This window comes from Paenibacillus spongiae (assembly GCF_024734895.1).
Classification (GTDB): domain Bacteria; phylum Bacillota; class Bacilli; order Paenibacillales; family Paenibacillaceae; genus Paenibacillus_Z; species Paenibacillus_Z spongiae.
This window is the reverse complement of sequence record NZ_CP091430.1, coordinates 6127742-6148659: the sequence shown is the minus strand read 5'-3', so window position 1 is coordinate 6148659 and position 20918 is coordinate 6127742. Positions and strand designations below refer to the sequence as shown.

General features: G+C 55.1%; 14 protein-coding genes. All 14 read left to right on the top strand.

Going from position 1 to position 20918, the window contains the following annotated elements:
- Positions 1 to 8 precede the first annotated feature (8 nt).
- Entirely contained in the window at positions 9 to 2426 is a 2418-nt protein-coding gene (locus L1F29_RS27660) for a DUF5696 domain-containing protein (protein WP_258385239.1), read from the top strand.
- Positions 2423 to 3301 carry a carbohydrate ABC transporter permease gene (locus tag L1F29_RS27655; RefSeq protein ID WP_258385238.1) on the top strand — a complete coding sequence of 293 codons (879 nt, stop codon included), beginning with the start codon at positions 2423 to 2425 and terminating at the stop codon, positions 3299 to 3301. The genes L1F29_RS27660 and L1F29_RS27655 overlap by 4 nt, the downstream gene beginning before the upstream one ends.
- 2 nt (positions 3302 to 3303) lie before the next feature.
- Entirely contained in the window at positions 3304 to 4296 is a 993-nt protein-coding gene (locus L1F29_RS27650; RefSeq protein WP_258385237.1) for a carbohydrate ABC transporter permease, read from the top strand.
- Between the two features lie 150 nt (positions 4297 to 4446).
- The gene (locus tag L1F29_RS34260) at positions 4447 to 6297 is read left to right on the top strand and encodes a family 43 glycosylhydrolase (protein WP_309252345.1); all 1851 of its coding nucleotides are present in this window, start codon (positions 4447 to 4449) and stop codon (positions 6295 to 6297) included.
- A gap of 234 nt (positions 6298 to 6531) precedes the next feature.
- Entirely contained in the window at positions 6532 to 8331 is a 1800-nt protein-coding gene (locus tag L1F29_RS27635; RefSeq protein WP_258385236.1) for a cache domain-containing sensor histidine kinase, read from the top strand.
- Between the two features lie 100 nt (positions 8332 to 8431).
- On the top strand, positions 8432 to 9793 hold the full coding sequence (locus L1F29_RS27630; RefSeq protein ID WP_258385235.1) for a response regulator transcription factor: 1362 nt from the start codon (positions 8432 to 8434) through the stop codon (positions 9791 to 9793).
- A complete protein-coding gene (locus tag L1F29_RS27625; protein WP_258385234.1) occupies positions 9790 to 11127 on the top strand; it encodes an ABC transporter substrate-binding protein in 1338 nt (445 codons plus the stop codon). The genes L1F29_RS27630 and L1F29_RS27625 overlap by 4 nt, the downstream gene beginning before the upstream one ends.
- Positions 11128 to 11321: 194 nt before the next feature.
- The gene (locus L1F29_RS27620; protein ID WP_258385233.1) at positions 11322 to 12359 is read left to right on the top strand and encodes a hypothetical protein; all 1038 of its coding nucleotides are present in this window, start codon (positions 11322 to 11324) and stop codon (positions 12357 to 12359) included.
- A gap of 169 nt (positions 12360 to 12528) precedes the next feature.
- Positions 12529 to 13617, top strand: coding sequence for a helix-turn-helix domain-containing protein (locus tag L1F29_RS27615; protein WP_258385232.1), 1089 nt, complete (start codon positions 12529 to 12531; stop codon positions 13615 to 13617).
- A 567-nt stretch (positions 13618 to 14184) separates the two neighbouring features.
- Positions 14185 to 15501 (top strand): response regulator transcription factor, encoded by a 1317-nt coding sequence (locus L1F29_RS27610; RefSeq protein WP_258385231.1) that lies wholly within the window; start codon positions 14185 to 14187, stop codon positions 15499 to 15501.
- Positions 15502 to 15508: 7 nt separating this feature from the next.
- Entirely contained in the window at positions 15509 to 17302 is a 1794-nt protein-coding gene (locus L1F29_RS27605; protein WP_258385230.1) for a sensor histidine kinase, read from the top strand.
- A 219-nt stretch (positions 17303 to 17521) separates the two neighbouring features.
- Entirely contained in the window at positions 17522 to 18382 is an 861-nt protein-coding gene (locus L1F29_RS27600; protein ID WP_373876568.1) for an ABC transporter permease, read from the top strand.
- Complete coding sequence (locus L1F29_RS27595) at positions 18376 to 19236, top strand: carbohydrate ABC transporter permease (RefSeq protein ID WP_258385228.1); 861 nt, start codon at positions 18376 to 18378, stop codon at positions 19234 to 19236. Before L1F29_RS27600 ends, L1F29_RS27595 begins: the two co-directional genes overlap by 7 nt.
- Positions 19237 to 19353: 117 nt before the next feature.
- On the top strand, positions 19354 to 20886 hold the full coding sequence (locus L1F29_RS27590; RefSeq protein ID WP_258385227.1) for an extracellular solute-binding protein: 1533 nt from the start codon (positions 19354 to 19356) through the stop codon (positions 20884 to 20886).
- The last annotated feature ends 32 nt before the right edge of the window (positions 20887 to 20918 follow it).

Genomic DNA, 20918 nt, shown 5'->3' with positions numbered 1-20918 from the left:
GATAGCGGATGAAACGCACCAAACGATATGCCGTCCTCACCGTATTGCTCGCCGCTGCGGTTGTGGCTGCGCTTCCGATATTCAGTCAGGCGGAGGAGGCCGACAAGGCGGAACCTGCGGCGGAAACGGGCGTGGAAGCAGCCGAGGAGTCTGTTGCGGAACCTGAGGTGGAAACGAGCGTAGAAGCGGCCGAGGAGTCTGCTGCGGAACCAGTGGCGGAAGCGGCCGAGGAGACTGATGCAGGGGCGGCTAAGGAAGCGGTCCCGGACGCGGCTGCGGGAACGGCCTCAACAGCAACCGGTACGGCAGTCCCGAAGACGAATCCGGTCTCGGCGACGAAGAAAATGGCGTCCAACGGGATCTACACGTTATATGCCGATGAGAAGACCGGCAACGTTCGAGTCGTGAACGACGCGACCGGTTCAGAATGGCTGGGAGCCCCGCTGACGGACAAGAAGACGACGCCGGCGAACAAGCGATACATGGAATCCCCCGTATTGATCAGCTATACGGAGGGCGCCGAGAAGACGTCGACTTACCCGGCCAAGGAGAAAGGCACGAAAGTAGCGGTTAAGCCGGTCGAGTCGGGACTGCGCGTAGACTACGATATCGTCAAGCTGAAGCTGAAGCTCGCGCTGGAATACCGTCTCTTGGACAATGGGATCGAAGTCACGATTCCCGAGGAATCGATCGTCGAAGCGGGTGCCGCCCGTCTGGTCAGCCTGGAGGTGATGCCGTTCATGAATGCGGCTCGCGGCTCGGACGACGGGGCGATCCTGCTGCCGGACGGCTCGGGCGCGCTGATCCGCTTCAAGGAGAAGCATGCGCCTTACTTCGCCGGTTATTCACAGCCGATTTACGGTCCCGACCTGACGTTCCGCACGCAATATAACGATACGATCGATGCGGCCTGGCTGCACAAGCTTTCCCCCCGCGAGAAAATCGCTTTGCCCGTATTCGGCATCTACAAGAACGGAATCGGGGCGCTAGGCATCGTAACGAAAGGCGAATTTGCGGCCAATATTAACGCTACGCCGTCGGGAATCCGCAGCATACCGTTCTACCGGGTATCGGCCGAGTTCATCTACCGCAACGACGATGTGATCTTCATCGGGGCGACAGGCCGAGTGCCGCTGTTTCAGGGCAACCGGATTGCCGGCGACCGCGCCGTCCGCTTTTTATTGCTGGAAGGCGAAGAGGCAAACTACGTCGGCATGGCCAAGGCGTATCGGAACTATCTGATTCGCGAGCTGGGTGTAAAGCCCGTTGCGTCGAACGGGACTTCGCTCAACCTCCGATTGTTCGGAGGTATCCTGCGCGACGAAGTGATCGGGAAGACCTTTATTTCCATGACCACATTCGAACAGGTCCGAACCGTCATTGACGCCTTCGCCAAGCGGGGGATGACGCAGCTCGACTTAACGATCACGGGCTGGAATGACGACGGCCAGTACGGCAACCAGCCGGAACAGTTCCCGGTCAGCAAGCCGCTTGGAGGCCGGAAGGAGCTGAAGAAGCTGATTGAATATGCCGGCAGCAAAGGCATACGCCTGTTTCTGAACGCCGACTATGTGCGCGTGAATAGCGAAAGCGACGGCTTCAACAAGCGCAAGGACAGCATTCACGGGATCGACCGGGAGGTGCTTACGACCTATGACTATTTCGTCTCCAGCGGCTGGGGAAACCCGGACAGAACGTTCTACTTGATGAAGCCGGAGCGCGTGCTGAACAAACATATCAACGCCGATCTGGACGAATATGCCGATTTGGGCGCTGCCGGCGTCAGCTTTGCGGGTCTTGGCGATTCGCTCTATTCCGACCAGGATACGGATCTGCTCACGCAGCGGGATCAATCGGCGGGCGCTTGGCGCAAGGCGCTCGAACTGTACCGCGGCAGGCTCGGAGCCGTGGCTGTCGATTATGGATTCGCCTACACATTCGGCAGCGTGGACCGTATTGACGGCGCACCGCTCGATTCCAGCCATTTTATCTTCGCGGACGAAACGGTGCCGTTCTATCAGCTCGTTCTGCATGGTCTGATCCCGTACTCGGCTTCTCCTGGCAACTTGCGCGACGATTCGATAGCGCAACGGCTGCGGATGCTGGAATACGGCGCAATTCCGTCGTTCGAGCTTACCTTCGAGGAGACGAGCAGGCTGCAGCGCACGATGGAGGACCGTTTGTTCAGCTCGCTGTATACCGACTGGCTCGGACCGGCTCAGGAGGAATACGAGGCTTTCCGCTACATAGCCGAACGTACGATGAACGAGCAGATGGTCAATCACGAGAAGCTCGGTGCCTATGTATACCGGACGACGTACTCGGGCGGCTTGCAGGTCATCGTGAACTACGGGACGCAGGCGGTTACGGTAGACGATGTGTCGGTAGAGCCGCTCAAATATGCCGTGGCGGGGGTTGACCGATGAACAAGAAACTAAGGCTTTCCATTCGCACGCGCCATATCGTGGAAGGGTATTCCTTCATCTCGCTTTGGATATTCGGTTTCTTTCTGTTTCTGGCCGTTCCGCTCGGCCGCTCGTTCTACTATTCGCTGCAAACGCTGGAGCCGAGTCCGGATGGCCTGAAGGCAACGTATGTCGGGCTGCTCCATTACCGCTCGGCGTTCACGACGGACGTCCACTTTCTTCCGCTCATGCAGCAGACGATGACGACGATGCTGACGCAGGTGCCGCTGATCTTGATCTTCTCCATGCTGAGCGCGCTGATGCTTAACCGCCACGGCATAGGCAGAGGGCTGTTCCGGAGCATCTTCTTCCTGCCGGTCATCATCGCGTCGGGCGCCGTGCTGCGCGAGCTGCTGGAGCAGGGGGCGGCCCGGCTGCCGATCTTCGTGCAGGACGGCCTGTATATGAAGCTGATGACGTTTATCCCGGAAGCGATTCTGGAACCGCTGCTGGAATATGCGGATTCCCTAACGCTTGTCATGTGGGACTCCGGGGTGCAAATTCTGATTTTCCTGGCGGGCCTGCAGACCATATCGCCGATCTTGTACGAAGCGGCGCATATGGATGGAGCGACGAAATGGGAAGCGTTCTGGAAGATTACGTTCCCGATGATTATGCCGATGATTCTCGTCAATACGCTGTTTAGCATCGTGAACTCTTTTACGAAAGCGGATAATCAGATCATGAACCATCTGATGAACGTCGTCTTTCGCAGCAATAACTACGGGTATGGCTCCGCGATGGGATGGCTCTATTTCATATTCGTCTTTATCGTGCTCGGCGTCGTCTTCTTCCTATTCCGCAGAAGCATGTCCGCGGCAGAAGGGAGGGCTTAGCGATGAACGCACCGGGGTTTGCGCTGCTGAAGAAGCTGAATCTGAACGATCCGTCGTCCGAAGGCGCGCGCTGGCAGATCACCGTCATGAAACGGAGCCGCAGCATAATTGGAAGCTTATTCTACTATTTGGTGCTGCTCAGCCTGTCGTTCGTCTTTGTATACCCGCTGTTGTTTATGATCTCGCGTTCGCTCATGCAGCCGCAGGATGTCGCCGATGCGACCGTGCAGTGGGTGCCGAAATCATTCAGTCTGGAAAACTATTCGATCGTACTGGATGCGATCCATTACTGGCCGGGCTTGGCCAACAGCGCCATCACCTCGTTCGGAAGCGCTGCGCTGCAAATCATGAGCTGCTCGGTGGTCGGGTACGGCTTTGCCCGCTTTCAATTTCCCGGCCGCGACTTATGGCTCGCGCTGGTCGTCTTCACGTTTCTGGTGCCGCCGCAGACGATCGTCGTCCCGCTGTTTATTTTCTTCAGCGATTTGAACTGGATTAATACGCATTTGCCGTTCGTCGTCCCTTCGCTGTTCGGCCATGGCCTGAAGGGCGCGTTGTTCGTGCTCATCTTCATCCAGTTCTATCGGAGGCTGCCTCATGTACTCGAAGAGGCGGCGAGGATCGACGGAGCGGGCGCGTTCCGGACCTACTGGCAAATCATGTTCCCGCTTGCGCGTCCGGCGATGCTGGTCGTCTTCCTGTTCTCGGTCGTATGGCATTGGAACGATACGTTCGAGCCGACTACCTACTTGCTCGTTCCGGAGTTTTTCAACTTGGCTCAGAACCTGGCGGTCTTCAACGGCGTCGCGAATCAGAATATCGACCAGGTGGCTCAAGCCGCGCAGGCATCGGGAGCGATCGTCCAGGCACCGACATTGATGAATCAGATTATGGCCGGCGTCATGCTGACCATTGCTCCGATTCTTCTGCTATACTTGTTCGTACAGCGGTATTTTGTCGAAAGCATTGAACAGTCGGGCATTGCCGGCGAATAAGATGCGGATGGATAGATTGTCACCATAGAATCGCTGCGAAGCCGCGCTCCCCTCCCGAACGGGAGCCGCGGCTTTGTCAGTCATAAGGGAGTAATCGCTTTCATTTTACTATTCGTTATCATATGAATTCATGTCGGAGGTGGCCGTACAGTGCCCTTAAGAAAAAGATTCCCTCATTTATCTATGACGCTGTTTCTCATGATCGCCCTCTTGTTCACAACATTGAGCTTCGATGCTTCATCAGCAGCCGCATCTACGTTTACATACACAAATCCGATTAATACGGCCGGCGCCGACCCGTTTGTCATGCTGCATACCGACGGTTATTACTATTTCATGCGTACATTGGGCAATCGGCTGGATATTTGGAAATCGCGATCGTTGACCGGAATGGACCTTGGAGAGCGAAAGACGGTTTGGGAGGCTTCTTCTGGATTGAGAGACATCTGGGCTCCCGAAATCCATCATCTGGATGGAAAATGGTATATTTACTATACGGCCAATACGGGATGCGGGGATAATTGCCGGGGGATCTACGTGCTGGAGAACGCTTCCGCCGATCCTTTGCAGGGCGAGTGGGTCGATAAAGGGAAGGTGAATACGCAGTACGCGGGCCTGGACGGTACGGTCTTTGACCATAACGGGCAGCGGTACTTCATGTACGCGGCCTATGGAAATTGGTCCGGTGCGCACGGCAGCGCAATCGCAATCGCGCCGATGTCCAATCCCTGGACATTGGCAGGCGATAACGTTATTTTGACCAAACCCGAGTACAGCTGGGAACAGAAAGGGATGCATGTCAACGAGGGTGCAGTTATTCTGAAACGAAACGGCAGCCTCTTTCTGATCTATTCCGCAAGCGCCTGCTGGGAGGATGATTACGCACTCGGCATGCTGACGGCTTCGGAAACGGGCAGCTTGCTCGATCCCGCAGCCTGGACCAAATCCGCACAGCCGGTATTCGGCAAATCGGCGGCAAACGGCGTCTACGGTCCCGGGCATAATTCATTCGTCCCCTCGAAGGACGGTACGCAAGATTTGATCGTCTACCACGGCAACAACGGCGCCGGTCAAGGATGCGGCCCTCGTCCGACAAGGATACAGCCGTTTGGCTGGAAGGCCGACGGTTCTCCGGATTTCGGCGTTCCGACGAACGGACCTCTTGAAGTTCCAGCGGGCGATTATCGAATCGAAGCGGAGCACGGTACGTTAGACAAGGCGGGCATCAAGGAAGAGAAGGACGCATCGGGCGGCAAAGCCGTCAGACTCAATAACAAGAATAGTTCCTTGTTGATCGAAGACGTGAACGTACCGGAGGGTGGTACGTATACCCTTACGATTGGATATTCGAACAGCGCCGGCCCTAATGCCCTGCAGCAAGTATCCGTGAACGGAATGCCAGAGACAACGGTCTCCTTGCCGCATACGGGAAGCAAGCAATTTGCCGAGATTAGCATGCAGGTCGAGCTGAAGAAGGGCTACCGGAATACGATCCGGTTTGCGAAAGGCAAGCATTCCGTCGAGATCGACTACATCGAACTATCCGGCGATAACGCCTTCTCGGTCAAATCCGGTGCCGAGTATATGCTGATCAATCCGCACGGCGGCAAAGCGCTCGAAGCCATTGGCGCCGATACGGAGAATGATGTTCCTATACGGATGGGGGATGATCGGAATGGCATTGCCGCCCAACGCTGGCAAATTGTCGATCTTGGGGATTCCACCTATGCATTGATCCATCAAGGCAGCGGCAAGGCCTTGACCGTTCAAGATCCCCAAGCCCCATGGGGAGCGGTCGTCATTCGGGACAATCAAGGATTGGATACGCAGAGATGGAAGATCCTCGATACCGGCAGCGGCTACTGCAAATTGATCAATGTAGGAACGGGTAAAGCCTTGGATGTAGGAGGAGCAAGCATCGACAGCGGAGCGGGTGTCGGAACCTGGCAGGACCTCCAAGGCGGAATCGCGCAATTCTGGTTGTTGTACCAATTGGATTAGCTTGTTCGTGCGACCGTCGTGGAGTGGAGATGGAGCAGTATCGTATTCGCTTCAACCTGCTAGCGGTTGTTCATCGGTTTACAGGGTCGCGCATTGCCTGGTGAATAAGATGCGCATGGATAGATTGTCATCATAGAATCACTGCGAAGCCGCGCTCCCCTCCCAAACGGGAGCTGCGGTTTCGTCGGTCACAGGGAAGTAATCGCTTTCATTTGCATATTGGAGGATGCGGAGTTGGGCAACTTAACGAAGTTATTTGCTATCAGGCGAAGCATTCAAGCGAAAATTTTTGTTTCGTTCAATTTGCTTACGTTTCTGGCCATGTTTGCAATGACCTGGATTTGGTATGACAACTCGACTGCAATGCTAAAGCGAAACGCGACGCGGTATGTCATGGACAATATTAAAGACGCCAACCATAGCCTAGATTTGATGATGAGCGATTTCATGAGCCTGATCACGCTCGTATCGATGAACAAGGAGAACGTCGTGAAGGCGATGATGCCTAAGAGCGGGCTGACCGATTACGAACGCTTTCTGAACCGGCTGAAGGTCGAATCGTTCCTGCAGTCCATCTATTCTTTCAATAGCAGCATTCTGGCCATCGATGTCCTGGATTCGAAAGGTCAACTATATTCGGCCGGAGATCCGAAGCTCTATTATCGAGAGCTTGAGGACATATGGATGGAGGAGGTGAAGGAGGCCGCCGGCAAAATCAGGTCTTTTCGGGTCAGCCTGCAGGATGGGCTTGATCCGGAAAGCGATGAATCGCATCTGATCGCGATCGGTCAAGCGATCATGAAGAACGGCCGCCCCGTCGGAGCCGTTTTTCTGTATATCCGCTATACCGCGATCAGCCATCTGTTTGACTCCCAGCCGCTCGAAGGAACGCAGGTGATGCTCATCGGACAGGACGGAAGTCCGATCTATCATTCCGATCCGGATCTGCTCCGCATGGAGTTCGCGGATGATCCCGACTTGACGCAAAATCTGCGCCGCATCCAGCACGAGGGAGGCGAAATGGACTTTCAGCGGAATGGCTGCCCCGTGCTGATCTACCGCTCCGATCAAACGATGTGGACGACGGTCGGCATTATCCCGGTCGAGTCGCTCATTCACGATTCGCGGGAACTGAGGGACAAGACGTTCTGGCTGGTAGGCGTCGTGCTGGCCGCCGCGCTGTTCGTATCGATTGCGTTGTCCCGGCATATGACCCGAAATATCGAACGGCTAAGCGTCGCGATGAAGGAGGTGGAGGACGGTAATTTGAAGCTTCCAGCCCTGCCCCGCTCAAGGGATGAGATCGGGCAGCTATCCGACCGGTTTGCCGCCATGATGCGGACGATTCAATCCCTAATTCGCGATATCAAGGAGAAGGAGAAGAAGAAGCGGGAGGTGGATTTAAAGGCGTTACAAACACAGATTCATCCGCATTTTCTGTACAATACGCTGAATACGATCCGTTACTTGGCGAAGCTGCAGCATGTCCCCAATATCGAGGAGGTGACCGGATCGCTGATCGAGCTGCTGCGAAGCGTCTCCGGCCGGGGGCAAGATTACGTCACGATGGTGGAGGAACTGGCGAACATCGCCAATTACGTCAATATTCAGCGATACCGGTTCGCCGAGGATTTCGAAGTCCATTACGATGTTGACGATGATTTGCTCCGCTGCCGGATCATTCCGCTGCTTCTTCAGCCGCTCGTCGAAAATTCACTGCTGCACGGTCTGGTCGGGCACGAGGCGGAACGGATCGGCACAATCGTCATCCGCATCGCCAAATGCCCGGACGGCCGGTCGTTTCTCGTTCAGGTCACGGACAACGGGCCGGGCATGCCGCCGGGGAGGCTGCAGGCCATTCAAGAGAACGCAAGCGATGACCGGCAGATGTTCGGGATCGGGCTCAGCAACGTTCATGAGCGGATCCGGCTGTCGTATGGGGAGCCCTACGGGCTGCGGTTGGAGAGCGAGCCCGGCATCTATACGAGAGCCGAGCTTCATTTGCCCATCCTGTATGAGAAACGTTCGGCTTAATGCCATTGCAAGTGCGTGTTTAATCGGACAAGTTTACAGCACCGAGAGATGGCTTTATGTATAACCTCTATTATCGGAAACGACGAAGGAGGAGAACGCGATGCATCAGGTTGTCATTGTGGATGATGAAGTGCTCGCCCGGAATCACCTGCTCAAGCTTATCGCCTGGGAGGCCCACGGCTATCGGATATGCGGGGTTTTCGACAGCGGGACGGCAGCGGTGAAGCAGCTGCCGGCGCTTCAGCCCGATATTATCATATCGGACGTGTACATGCCGGGAATGGACGGCGTGGCGCTGTCGGGCCATCTGAATACGGCCCGGCTTACCGCCAGGCTCATTATGCTGAGCAGCTATGACCGGTATGACTATGTGAGGGAGACGTTCCGTAATGGCGCCGTCGATTACTTGCTCAAAGACCGGCTCAGCCCGGAGTCTCTGCTTGCGGCGCTCGAGAAGGCCAGAAGCGGGCTGAAAGAATACGAGGCGGACGCTAGTGCCGCTGCCGCTCCTTCGCCGCTGCCCGTCTGCAGCGATGCGGAGAGAAGGCGCATCGTCCGAAACGGTCTGCTCGGGCAAGACGCCGCGCCGGCCGTCTCTCTTCAGCAGATGGCTAACTGCGGGCTGGACAAGGATTGCTTCATCGTTATTGCACTGCGAATAACGAACGGCGAATCGTTGACCAAGCGGTTTACCGAGAAAGAAAAAGAGCTGTGGGTCCAATCTCTACTCGCCTTGCATGAACAGAACTTCACCGGCACGATGGCGTATATCGGCGAGAGCCGGTTTGCCGTCCTGTATCCGGCTGCATCGTATCGCAGCGAGCTGAAGCTCGGTGAGGACATACGTCACTATGCGACTCGGCTAGCCGCGCTGTATGCGAAATTTATGAACGTGCAGCTTGCCTATGGGATAAGCGCACCGTTCAAGGAAGCCGGCCTAATGGCGGCTGCGTTCTCGTCTGCAATGGAGCAAATCGATACCGCCAATGACGGCCAAGATCCGTCCGCCGCCGATCAAGAGCCGTTACCCGGCGATGTGCCGGTTATCGGCGTCAGGGAGGAGGCGGAGCTGATCGAAGGGTTTACGGATATTCAGACGAAAGGTGCTTCCCCCTACGTGAAGAAAGCGGTCGGCTGCATGCGGGACCGATATCGCGAGGACTTGTCGCTTGGCGAGGTAGCCGGCCATATCGGCATTCATCCGGCTTATTTGAGCCGTTTGTTCCGGCAAGAGATGGGCGTGCCGTTCGTCGAATATTTGAACAAGATCCGCATTGAGTCGGCGAAGACGATGATCGGCGGCGGATTGAAAATTAAAGATATCTACGAACAAGTCGGATTTCATAATTACAATTACTTCTTCAGGGTGTTCAAGTCGGTGGAAGGCATGACCCCGACCCAATACGAGAGGCGGAAGAGGGCGGTTGGTTTAAGGGAAGCGAAAAGCGAGGGAAGGCGATGAGAATAACGCGAAATAGCCGTTTATTGATGACTGCAATCGTGCTGCTCACACTGGGGATTGCCGGCTGCGGCTCCAGCCAGTCCGTTAATCGCAGTGATTCGGATGCGGTCTCTGTCGTGCAGAAGAAATACAAAATTACATTCTGGAAATGGATTCCGTCTCCCGACCAAATGCCGAAGCTGGAACGGGCATTCGAACAGCTCAACCCCGACATCGATCTCGTCGTCAAGCATATCGGGGAATCGGGCGCATTCTTCCAGAAGCTGGCTGTCGGGCTCGCCAGCGGCAACGGGCCGGACGTCATCGCCATGCAGGTCGGCGCGAATGCCAATCAGTTCAAGTCTTACCTGGAACCGCTGCGGCCATATGCCGAGCGAACCTGGGGAACGGAGTGGCGCTCGAAGTTTCTCGATATCGCTCTGAAGCAGGCCGCTTTCTCGGGCGAAGATTACTATGTGCTGCCCGGGGGCATGACCGTAGCGCCGATTATTTTATATAACGACAAGCTGTTTCAGAAGCACGGACTGCAGCCGCCGACGACGTATGATGATCTAACGCATATTGTTGCTGTGCTCTCCAAAGCCGAACCGGGCATGTTTCGGGGAATCGGAATCGGAGCGAAGGAAGGCTGGGCTTGCCGCGACGTGTTCATGGCGATTGCCGGTCAAGTGGCGCCGGGGAGCGTGTATCAAGCGGAGCAGGGGCTCCTTCCCTGGACCGATCCGCTGCTCGTGGAATCGTTCCGCTGGTGGCAGCGGATGTTTGCGGAAGGCATCTTCTCAACAGACGCGTTTCATCACTCCGTCTACCCGGACGCGTTCCGACAGTTCAACAGCGGCAAGCAGGCTATGGTGAGCCTCGGCTCCTGGCAGCTGAGCAGTATGACGAGGCAATCGGCAGGAATGCTTTACGACCCGCCCCGGTTCGGGATGTTCCCGCTGCCGCAGCTCATAGAGGCAGGCAAGCGCAATGTTACGGCCACTGTCGACATTGCCTGGGGGATGAACAAAGATTCACGGAACAAAGGCGCCGTGTGGCGGTTCATACAATTTATGACCGTCGGCGAGGGACAGCAAATGTGGACTGAAATGCTGCAGGTTCTCCCCAGCGCTTCCGAAGTGAGGGTGGACGAAGAGTGGATGTACGGTACCGTCGAGAAGGAGGCGCTCCGGATGACGCTCGAATATTTGAATAAGGGCGTATCCGGACCGAGGGAGCTGCAGGAATCGGATGTCCAGCAGTCGCTGTTCCTCGTCCTTCAAGCGCTTGCCTTCGGGAGCATAACGCCTGACGAAGCGGCCTACCAGATGCAGCAGAGCTTTGAGAAAGGATGATGATGCAATCCGCATCCGTCATATGGTTAAAGCAGTCAGTCGGACATCGTGAATGGAAACCGCTATTGGCGGATTTTTCGGTGCGGAAGGCCTGTCTGCTTTGTTGTTATTGTTATATAATGGAAAAGTGCCCGGATTTGGGGAGCAGCGGGTACTGCCTGTTATTCCTATTAGTCGAAAAGAGGCGGTTGTGAATGGAGAATAGAATCACGACAAGGGTAAACCTGGAGCATTACGGTTTTGCCGGAATGGATGCCTCGCAGCTCGGGGCGATCAAGTCTGCTGCGGATTACTACCATATCGCTATAACGCCAACGCGCATATATGGGATGACAGGGCTCGCCTTTCTTCATGTGCTTGATGAGCGCGCCATACATCCCAATGCAGGTCCGCCGATACCGGACATTTATAGACTCGCAAGCAATCTTGGGGTACATATAGAAGGAATTCACGCGCATGCGGACGGCGAAACTTTCGCCGACCTGCAAGCCGAGGCGTGGAACAGGGCGAGAGCGGCAGTGGATTCCGGCAAACCTGTGTTTGCCAAGAATATCGCTCAGCTTGACCAGACCAGCGTTATAACGGGGTATGATGAGACGGGTTACTATATCGATTCATGGCATACGGGTTATCAGCATAGTGAAGATGTCATTCCTTGGAACTTGCTAGGCTTAAGCCGCTGTCCATGCGTGAATTGTGCCCTGGAACGCAGCCAAGCCGAACCAAGCGCTGCAACCGGCGGAGTAGTCTCCTTGCATTGGGCCAGTCCTGCCGCAGCGGAAGATGAATTAGCCGCATTCGAGGAAGCCCTCCGGTTTGTCCTGCGATTGAATACTGAAGCTGCTTATGAAGAATTCGGGCAAACCTATTATGTCGGCCCCAGAGCTTACGAGGAGTGGATCGCGGCGATAGAACGCGATGCTGTTCTGAAGTATGATTTTGCCCTGGTTATCGAGGTTGTCAGCGAGGCCAGATTACATGCGAAGCTCTTTCTGGAAGAGATGAAGGATGCATGCAGCGCAGAAGCGCGGCAGGCGGTTGATGAAGCTATCCAGCTCTACAGTGAAATATCAATGCGAGTCAGAAGGTTGAAAGAACAGTATCCCTACGAGCAGCCGCGCGAGTTGTTTGGCCGGGGCGATAAGGAAGATTTGCTTGCGAGTTTGAGAGAGATCTCGGTATTGGAGCAGCGGGCTTTAGGATCGCTGCAGCAAATTCAATTATCGCTTTAATAGGTAGCGGCTGCTGCAGTTACCCCTGGATGACCGACTCAAGCACGACTTGATATACAGATTGCCCCGCAGCGGATACACTGAGATCATCTCGAACGAAAGGGTGATAGCCGTGTTTAATATGGTCAAAGTAGGCAGAAATATTGCCAAGTTGAGGAACCAGGCGGGGATGACTCAGATGGGATTGGCGGATCAGCTTGGCATTCGCCATCAGGCGGTCAGCAACTGGGAACGGGGAGAGACGATGCCCGACATCTCCAAGCTTCCCCAGCTCGCTGAAGTATTTGGCGTAAGCATCGACGAGATTCTCGAGAATGGCAAAGGAACCGAGCTGCTCAAGCATATGCTCAACCGAACCGCCGACGGTTATCTGCAGCAGCATGAGCTATCGATACAGGAAATCTCGGAAGTTGCTCCGATACTTAGAACAGAGCAGGTCGAAGAGGTGTTTGAAAGCGTTAAAGAGAAGGTGGCATTAGACGAGCTTGCGCCTATAGCGCCGTTCTTGAGTGAAGAATTGATCGGCGAATGCGCGAGAAAGTCGTTTGATGCTGGAGGATTATCTTCTTTGTTATCCATGGCCCCATTCATCAGCGACGAAGTGCTGGACGAATGCGCGCGGAAAGCCTTCGGGCAGGAGGGGATTCATGCCCTTCAATCGATCGCGCCATTCCTTAGCGAAGAGGTGATTAGCGAATGCGCGAGAAGCGCATACGAAGCCGGCGGGATAACGTCTCTGGTATCGATAGCTCCCTTCATCAGCGACGAAGTGCTGGACGAATGCGCGCGGAAAGCCTTTGGACAGGAGGGGATTCATGCCCTTCAGTCGATCGCGCCATTCCTTAGCGATGAGGCGATTAGTGAATGCGCGAGAAGCGCATACGAAGCCGGCGGGATAACGTCTCTGGTATCGATGGCTCCCTTCATCAGCGATGAAGTGCTGGACGAGTGCGCGCGGAAAGCCTACGAGCAAGGAGGGATCTCTGTCCTTCAATCGATCGCGCCCTTCATTAGCAGCGATGTAATCGACGAATGCGCGCGGAAAGCCTACGAGCAAGGAGGGATCTCTGCCCTTCAAACGATGGCGCCCTTCATCAGCAGAGATGTAATCGACGAATGCGCGCGGAAAGCCTACGAGCAAGGAGGGATCTCTGCCCTTCAAACGATGGCGCCCTTCATCAGCAGCGATGTAATCGACGAATGCGCGAGAAAGGCCTATGAAACTGGAGAGAAATCATCTCCTCCGCTCTTCATCTAATCAACTTGAAGGACGTGGCACAGAAAGTTTGGATCGGGTTTTATCCGGATTTCCAAAAAGCCGCCATTACGCCTACGGTCAATTCACGGAGTCGCCGCTATTTGTCTGGACGATCGGGTACATCTGCGGCGTGTATTGGAGAACCTGCTGTCAACGCTTTACGTCACGGCCAGGAAGGCCGAGAAATTGGCATTGAGGTTCGGAGGAAACGGATTTTGTGTGGGGAGATATATGGGATCGCGTCAGAGGAATTCCATCGTAAGATTTGCATAGGGTTTTTGAACGTTTCTATACGAAGGGGCTGTCTCCCAAGCGATCGTAATCACTTGGTCGATAGCCCCTCGCCCTTATAACAGTTGCTGGCCGCCGTATTCGGGCCTGTTATTCGTCTGTCCAACACATAACCGGGCGCTTCCTTGACCAAATCGACCCGGGCAACGGGCAGGAGCAATATGAAAAGGCAGGTACGGCGGCGATAATCGCCAACACATATCGAAAGAGCATCGAGCGAATGCTCTTTTTTTCTTTTCGTTCTATAATCGAATCAAATGAGTTGGAGGTGGATTAATGATGTCCAAGCCTGTGCTAACGGTTCTGATCGTAGATGACGAGCAGCCGCTGCGGGAAGATCTGCGCTCTTTTCCTTGGCCGGATTATGGGGCGGAGCTTGCAGGCGAAGCGGAGAACGGGGAAGAAGCGCTGCAGATGTGTGACGGCTTGCGGCCGGATGTTGTCATTACCGACATTACGATGCCGGTCATGGACGGGCTTGAGCTGTGTCGGCGGCTTCGCGGCCGTTATCCGCTAACCCAGATCGTACTGCTCACGTGCCACAGCGAATTCGAATATGCCCGGGAAGCGCTGAAGCTCGGGGCACTCGACTATTTGATCAAAGTGGCGCTGGACGAGGAAGATATGCGGGCGGTACTGGACAAAGCACGGGAAGCGATCCGCCGTGAGTATGCCAACCGGCGCAGCGAGCGGTACGGAAGACGCACCGAGCTGTCGCGGCTGCTGGCTCAGCTGCTGAAAGAAGGCGAAGGACCGGACGATCTGGTCGGGCGGCTATGGGCCGGCGATGCAAGCGCAATCCCGGAGAAGGGTGAAGTGGCAAGCCCGCTTATTACGGCCAGGCTGCATGCGGTGTTCAAGCCGGAATACCGCTACGAAGTCATCGTTGCGCTGCATCAGGCTCTGGACGAGCAGCGGCTGCTTCCGCACGATCAGTTCGATTGGACGCCGCTTGGCGAATCGGATCATATGCTGTGGTTTAATTCCGCTTCCTCTGCGGCATGGGACCGGGAACAATTCAGGCAAACGGCGGAGAAACTGATGATTGCGCTGCAGCATGGACTCGACCGCCAGCTTCCTTACTTAAGCGGAGAGGTAAAGCTGTATACGCTCCTGGGAGGTCCCGTAACCGACACGGCGGGTTTGCTTGCGGCGATCAAGCGGTCGGAGCCGGGGCCGTCGATCGCCTACTTCCACAATTCCGGCGAAGTGCTATCCGATTCGCAGGCAGCCGGCCGCCCCGAGTCCGCAGAGAGCGGAACGGGGGAGCCCCGGAAATGGCGCAAGGAAGTGCAATTGGCGATGCAGTTGATGGCGCGGAAGCTTGCGGAACCGATAACGTTGACGTCGATTGCGGAGGAGGTCGGATTGAGCTCTTTTTATTTAAGCCGGCTGTTCCGGGAAGAAACCGGGGAATCGTTCAACGATTATTTGACCCGGCTGAGAATCGATCAGGCCATCCGGCTGCTGCAGACGACGTCGCTGAAAGTGTACGAAGTAGCCGGGCGGGTCGGCATACCGAGCTACCGTTATTTCTCCGTCGTATTCCGAGGAAGAACCGGTGTCTCCCCCACCGAATTCAAGAAAGGATGATACGAAAGTGCCGCGATTGACCCGATGGATAAGCAGCCTAAGTATCGCGTTGAAGCATTTCTTGTTTCTGTTTATCGGCACGCTGCTGCTCTACGGCCTGCTCGCTTGGCTGAATTTGAAGGATGCGGAGCAACTGTTCCGCAAACAGGTGGTAAGCGATGCGGAGATCATCATCGATCGGACCAATCTCTACTTAAACGCCTATCTGGACAATGTGCAAAGCATATTGCTGCTGCTCTCAGCCCGTTCGGACCTGCTTGACGAGGGCAAGGAAGACGAAGCGGTGAAGCTTCTGCGTCAATACGCCGCGCCGAACAGCACGCTGTATCGGACGCTCTATCTGGTTCGGACCGATGGCAAGGTATTGTCCAATACGCAGGTCAACTTCGAAATAATGGGCAATCCCGCCCTCGGGAGCCTGCTGGAGCAAGCTAGAAGCAGCTACGGCGTCTTCATAACGGAGCCTTACGAATCGCCGCTGTCCGGCCGGACGGTCGCCTTCGTGCTTCCGATTGCCGGCAAGGACCGAAGCTTCAAAGGAATGGCGGTCGTGGAAATCGATTTGAACAAGCTGACCGGACTGCTCGCCACGTTCATGAATACGAAAAATCAGACGTTCGCGATCGTAACGGGCAAAGGAAATGCGGTGCAGTCGTTCGAAACCAGCCTGCCGCTCAGCTTCTACCGCCTGCTGCCCTATCATACGGATGTCTTTCCGCCCCGGCTCGATTCGTCATTTCTGGCGGAGATGACCAATCTTAAAACGGGCGTGTCGCAAATCGACGGGCCGACCGGCAAGCTGGTTGCGGTCAAGGCCGGGATGAACCGGCTCGGGTGGCATTTTATTGCATTCTACGAAGACAGCTATTTCTATCAGAATATAACGGCGTTATACCGCAATTACGGGAATGTCGCCCTGGTTTGGGTGGTCCTGCTGCTGTTCGGTTCCTACTTGCTGAGCCGGTATTTCGCCCATCCCATCCGGACGCTGGTCGCCAAGATGAACCGGGTGCGGGAGGTGGAGGTGCTGTCTGGCATTACGGTAAACCGGAACGACGAAATCGGCAAGCTGGCCAAAAGCTACAACGCGATGATGGAACGCATTCAACACCTAGTGCACGAAATAAAAGAAGCCGAGACGCGCAAGCAGCAGTACGAGCTCAAAATGCTGCAGAGCCAGATCGCGCCGCATTTCCTGTACAATACGCTCGCCTGCATAAGCAGTCTTGCGAAGCAGCAGAAAACCGGTGCAGTTCGGGAAACGATCAAATCGCTCGTCGGTCTGCTCTCGTTCAGCTTCGACAAGAAGAGCGAGTTCGTGACGCTGGAGGAGGAACTGGAAGGCTTGCGGATGTACGTTCATATCCAGCAGGTGAGATATGGAGACAAATTTGCAGTGCAGCTCGATACCGAACCGGCCGCGCTGCGCTGCGTCATGCTGAAGCTGACTTTGCAGCCGCTCGTGGAGAACGCGATCTTTCACGGACTTGCGCCGCTGAAACGGGAAGGAACAATTCGGATTCGCACGAAGCTGGTCCGCGGGCGGCTCGTCATCATTATGCGGGACAACGGGGCGGGGATGGATGCGGCCCGTCTCGAGAGCGTCTTCTTGGAGCGGCGGAAGGCGCCGTCTAACAAGCACCGGTTTACGGGCATCGGCGTTATGAACGTGCACGAACGTATCCGGCTTCATTACGGAGAGCCCTACGGTCTCCGTATTTTCAGTCTGCCGGACATAGGCACGCTGATTCGGATCGAGCTCCCAGCTTCCCTGCATGATGATATGGAAGCATACCCGTAAGCGTTTGCAATAATTGAAACAGTTTCGCAGAATCACTGCATAGAACGCCGGAAATGCGCCTGCTATACTGGAAACACGCAAATGAAAGCGCACACATGAAGACGGTGGGGTGATTCGATGGATAAGCTAGCGGTTCCGGTGACGGTTCCCAAAGCGGCGGGACCACAGCAAATCAAGCAGCTGGGCAAGAGAGCATGGGCCTTTCGCGCCTTCTATATCATGCTGCTGCCTGGAGTTATTTACTACATTTTGTTCCGCTATTTGCCCATGTACGGGGTCATCATCGCATTCAAGGATTACAGCATGGTTGACGGCATTCTCGGCAGCGGTTGGGCGGATCCGTGGTACAAATACTTCACGCAATTTTTCAATTCGCCTTATTTCTCGCAACTGCTCGTCAATACGTTTCTGATCAGCTTCTACAAGCTCATATTTGGTATCGTGCCGCCGATCGCCATGGCGCTGCTTCTCAACGAATGCCGGTTGAAGTGGTTCAAGTCCGTCGTACAGACGCTGACGTACATGCCGCATTTCCTGTCGTGGGTTATTATTTACGGCATTCTGCTCGCGCTCATGTCGCAGAGTTCCGGCTTGTTCAACCGTTTGCTCGAGGATGCGGGCTTGTCGTCCATTCCATTCCTGACATCCCCCGACCATTTCCGCGCGATTCTAGTGGGTTCGGAAATATGGAAGGACCTCGGTTGGGGAGCGATCATTTATTTGGCGGCGATGACGGGCATCGATCCGACTCTCTATGAGGCGGCGAAGGTCGACGGCTCCGGGAGACTGCGGATGATCTGGCATATTACGCTCCCCGGCATCCGCAACGTGATCGTGCTGCTGCTCATTCTGAAGCTCGGTCAGATCATGGACGCCGGCTTCGATCAGATTTATATTTTATACAACATTCAGGTGTATTCGGTAGCCGATATTCTCGATACCTGGGTGTTCCGCACCGGTCTCCAGCAGCTTAATTTCAGTCTTGGAGCGGCGGTCGGCCTGTTCAAATCGGCCATCGGCCTCGTGCTCGTGCTCGGCTCCAATCAATTGGCCAAGAAATGGGGCGAAGGCATATGGTAAAAAGCTTGGAGGACCGTATCTTCAACCTGCTGGTCTGCCTGTTTCTCGGACTGGCTGCGCTTGGAGCGATATTGCCGCTTATGTACGTTGTATCCGTATCCATCACTCCTATATCGGAAGTGCTCAAGAACGGCGGGTTCATTCTTATTCCAAAAGCGGTTACGTTCTCGGCCTACGAGCAGCTGTTTACGCAGACGGGCATTCCCCGGGCGTTCGCCGTTACCGCCTTCATTACGATTGCCGGCACCGCCGTCAACCTGGTTCTGACCGCCTTGATGGCTTATCCGCTCAGCCGCAAGCTGATGCCGGGCCGCAGCTTCTTCCTGCTTATGATTCTGTTCACCATGCTGTTCAGCGGGGGGATCATTCCGACGTATCTGGTCGTAAAGTCGCTCGGCCTGCTCGATTCCGTCTGGTCGATGATACTGCCGAACGCCGTCTGGAGCTTCAACGTGCTTATTATGAAAAGCTTCTACGAAGGGATGCCGGAGGAGCTGTTTGAATCTGCGCGGATCGACGGTGCGAAGGAGCTGCGTATTTTACTGCAAATCGTCGTACCGCTGTCCGTCCCTTCCATGCTGACGATCGGCTTGTTCTATATGGTCGGCCATTGGAACGAGTTTTTTCAGGCCATTATGTATGTAACCGACCGTTCGCTGTTTCCGCTGCAGGTCATTATTCGCGAAATTCTGATGATGACCCAGCAGCCCCTTGAAAATGCCGAGAACGTGCTGCCGACCGAGACGATGCAGATGGCGGCCGTCATTACGGCAAGCCTTCCGATCATCGTGGTGTATCCGTTCATCCAGAAGCATTTTACGAAAGGAATGCTGCTCGGCTCCGTCAAAGGTTGAACGCCGGTTCGGCCAGCCATCTGCTTGGCACTGCAGGGCTGAAGCAGCGGCGGCTGACGGATTCACATAAGCAATATGGCTTTTTAATATGGAATTTGAAAGGGGCTGCATAGCACGATGAAAAAGACAAAACGGGTTGCGTTGACTACTATTATCGTTCTGCTGGGCATGTTGCTGGCGGCGTGCGGCAACGCGAAACCGAAGGAGACGGGCGCCGGTGGACTAGCGGATTCTCCCGCACCGGCGAAATCATCCGGTAAAGCGGTAAAGCTCGATATTATCGAGCCGGGCAACGGCCTGCCTTCACCAGACCAGGATACGATCAAGCAGGAGCTGGATAAAGCGCTGGGGACCGATTTGAACTTGACGGTGTATGCTTCAGGGGACGATTACAAGAACCAGCTGAACGTCCGGATGGCGTCAGCCAATTTCCCGGATCTGTTTACGGTGGACCGTCAGCAGCTGAAACAATTTTCCGAACAGGGACTGCTGCTCGATCTGACGGCTTACCAGGATAAGCTGAAGCCGACGATCGATTTTATCGGGGAAGACAGTTTGAAGAAAGGAACGATGAACGGCAGCGTGTATGCGATCGCCAAATCGCCGCAAATTCCGTACAACACATACTGGGTGCGCAAAGACTGGCTGGATAAGCTGCAGCTGCAGCCGCCGAAGACGCTCGACGAGCTGTATACGGTCGCCAAGGCGTTCACGGACGGCGATCCCGACGGCAATGGCAAGAAGGACACATTCGGCATAACCGGAGGCAAAATGGGTGCGTTCAACACCATATTCGGCGCTTACGGCATCGGATTCGAAGGCGGCCCTAGCTTGTACATTCACGACAATAAACTGATTAACTCGCTATATGACCCGAATATGAAGGATGCGCTGACCTATATCAAGAAGCTTGTCGACGCGGGCGCCGTAGACCCCGAGCTGATGGCGAATTCCGGTCTGCAGCATCAGGAGAAAGCGATTAAAGGGCAGGTGGGCATTATTTATATCGATTGGCCGAATATTACGAAAGATCAGTTCGCCGAACAGATCAAAGCGGTCAATCCGAACGCGGAATGGATGCAGCTGGAGGCTCCCCAAGGTCCCGGCGGCCAGTATGTCAGCTCGTGGGATGTCGGGATGACGCCGGCGCTCTATGCGATTCCGAAATCGCTCGAGAAAAATCCGGAGAAGCTGAACAAAGTGATCGAGATGTTGAACTATGTTTCCACGGACGGCTCCAAGCTTGTGCAGTACGGCGTTGAAGGAAAGCATTACAATCTGGATGGCGATACCGTCGTTCCGACGGAGCTGCTTGGCAAGGAAGGGGCATATTTCTGGCTGTATCAGTTTACCGGACGTCCGGAAATGGAATATTTGCAGGTGAAGTTCGCGAAACAGAAGCCGTATATCGAATTTGCCGACAAGCAGCCTCATATCCAATCATATGGCGGTTTCATCGATTACCCGGAAGGCTACAACGCCGTCGATGCAACGCGCTATATTGAGGAAGAGCTGACCAAGTTCATTTACGGCAAGCGACCGATCGGCGAATACGACACGTTCCTCCAGACACTGGAATCGTCCATGAATTACAAGGTGTATATGGAAGAAGCGGAACGTCAGTTAAAGGAGCTTGGCTACTTGAAATAACAGAGGATTGCGGGCTGCGGCACGTAAGAAGG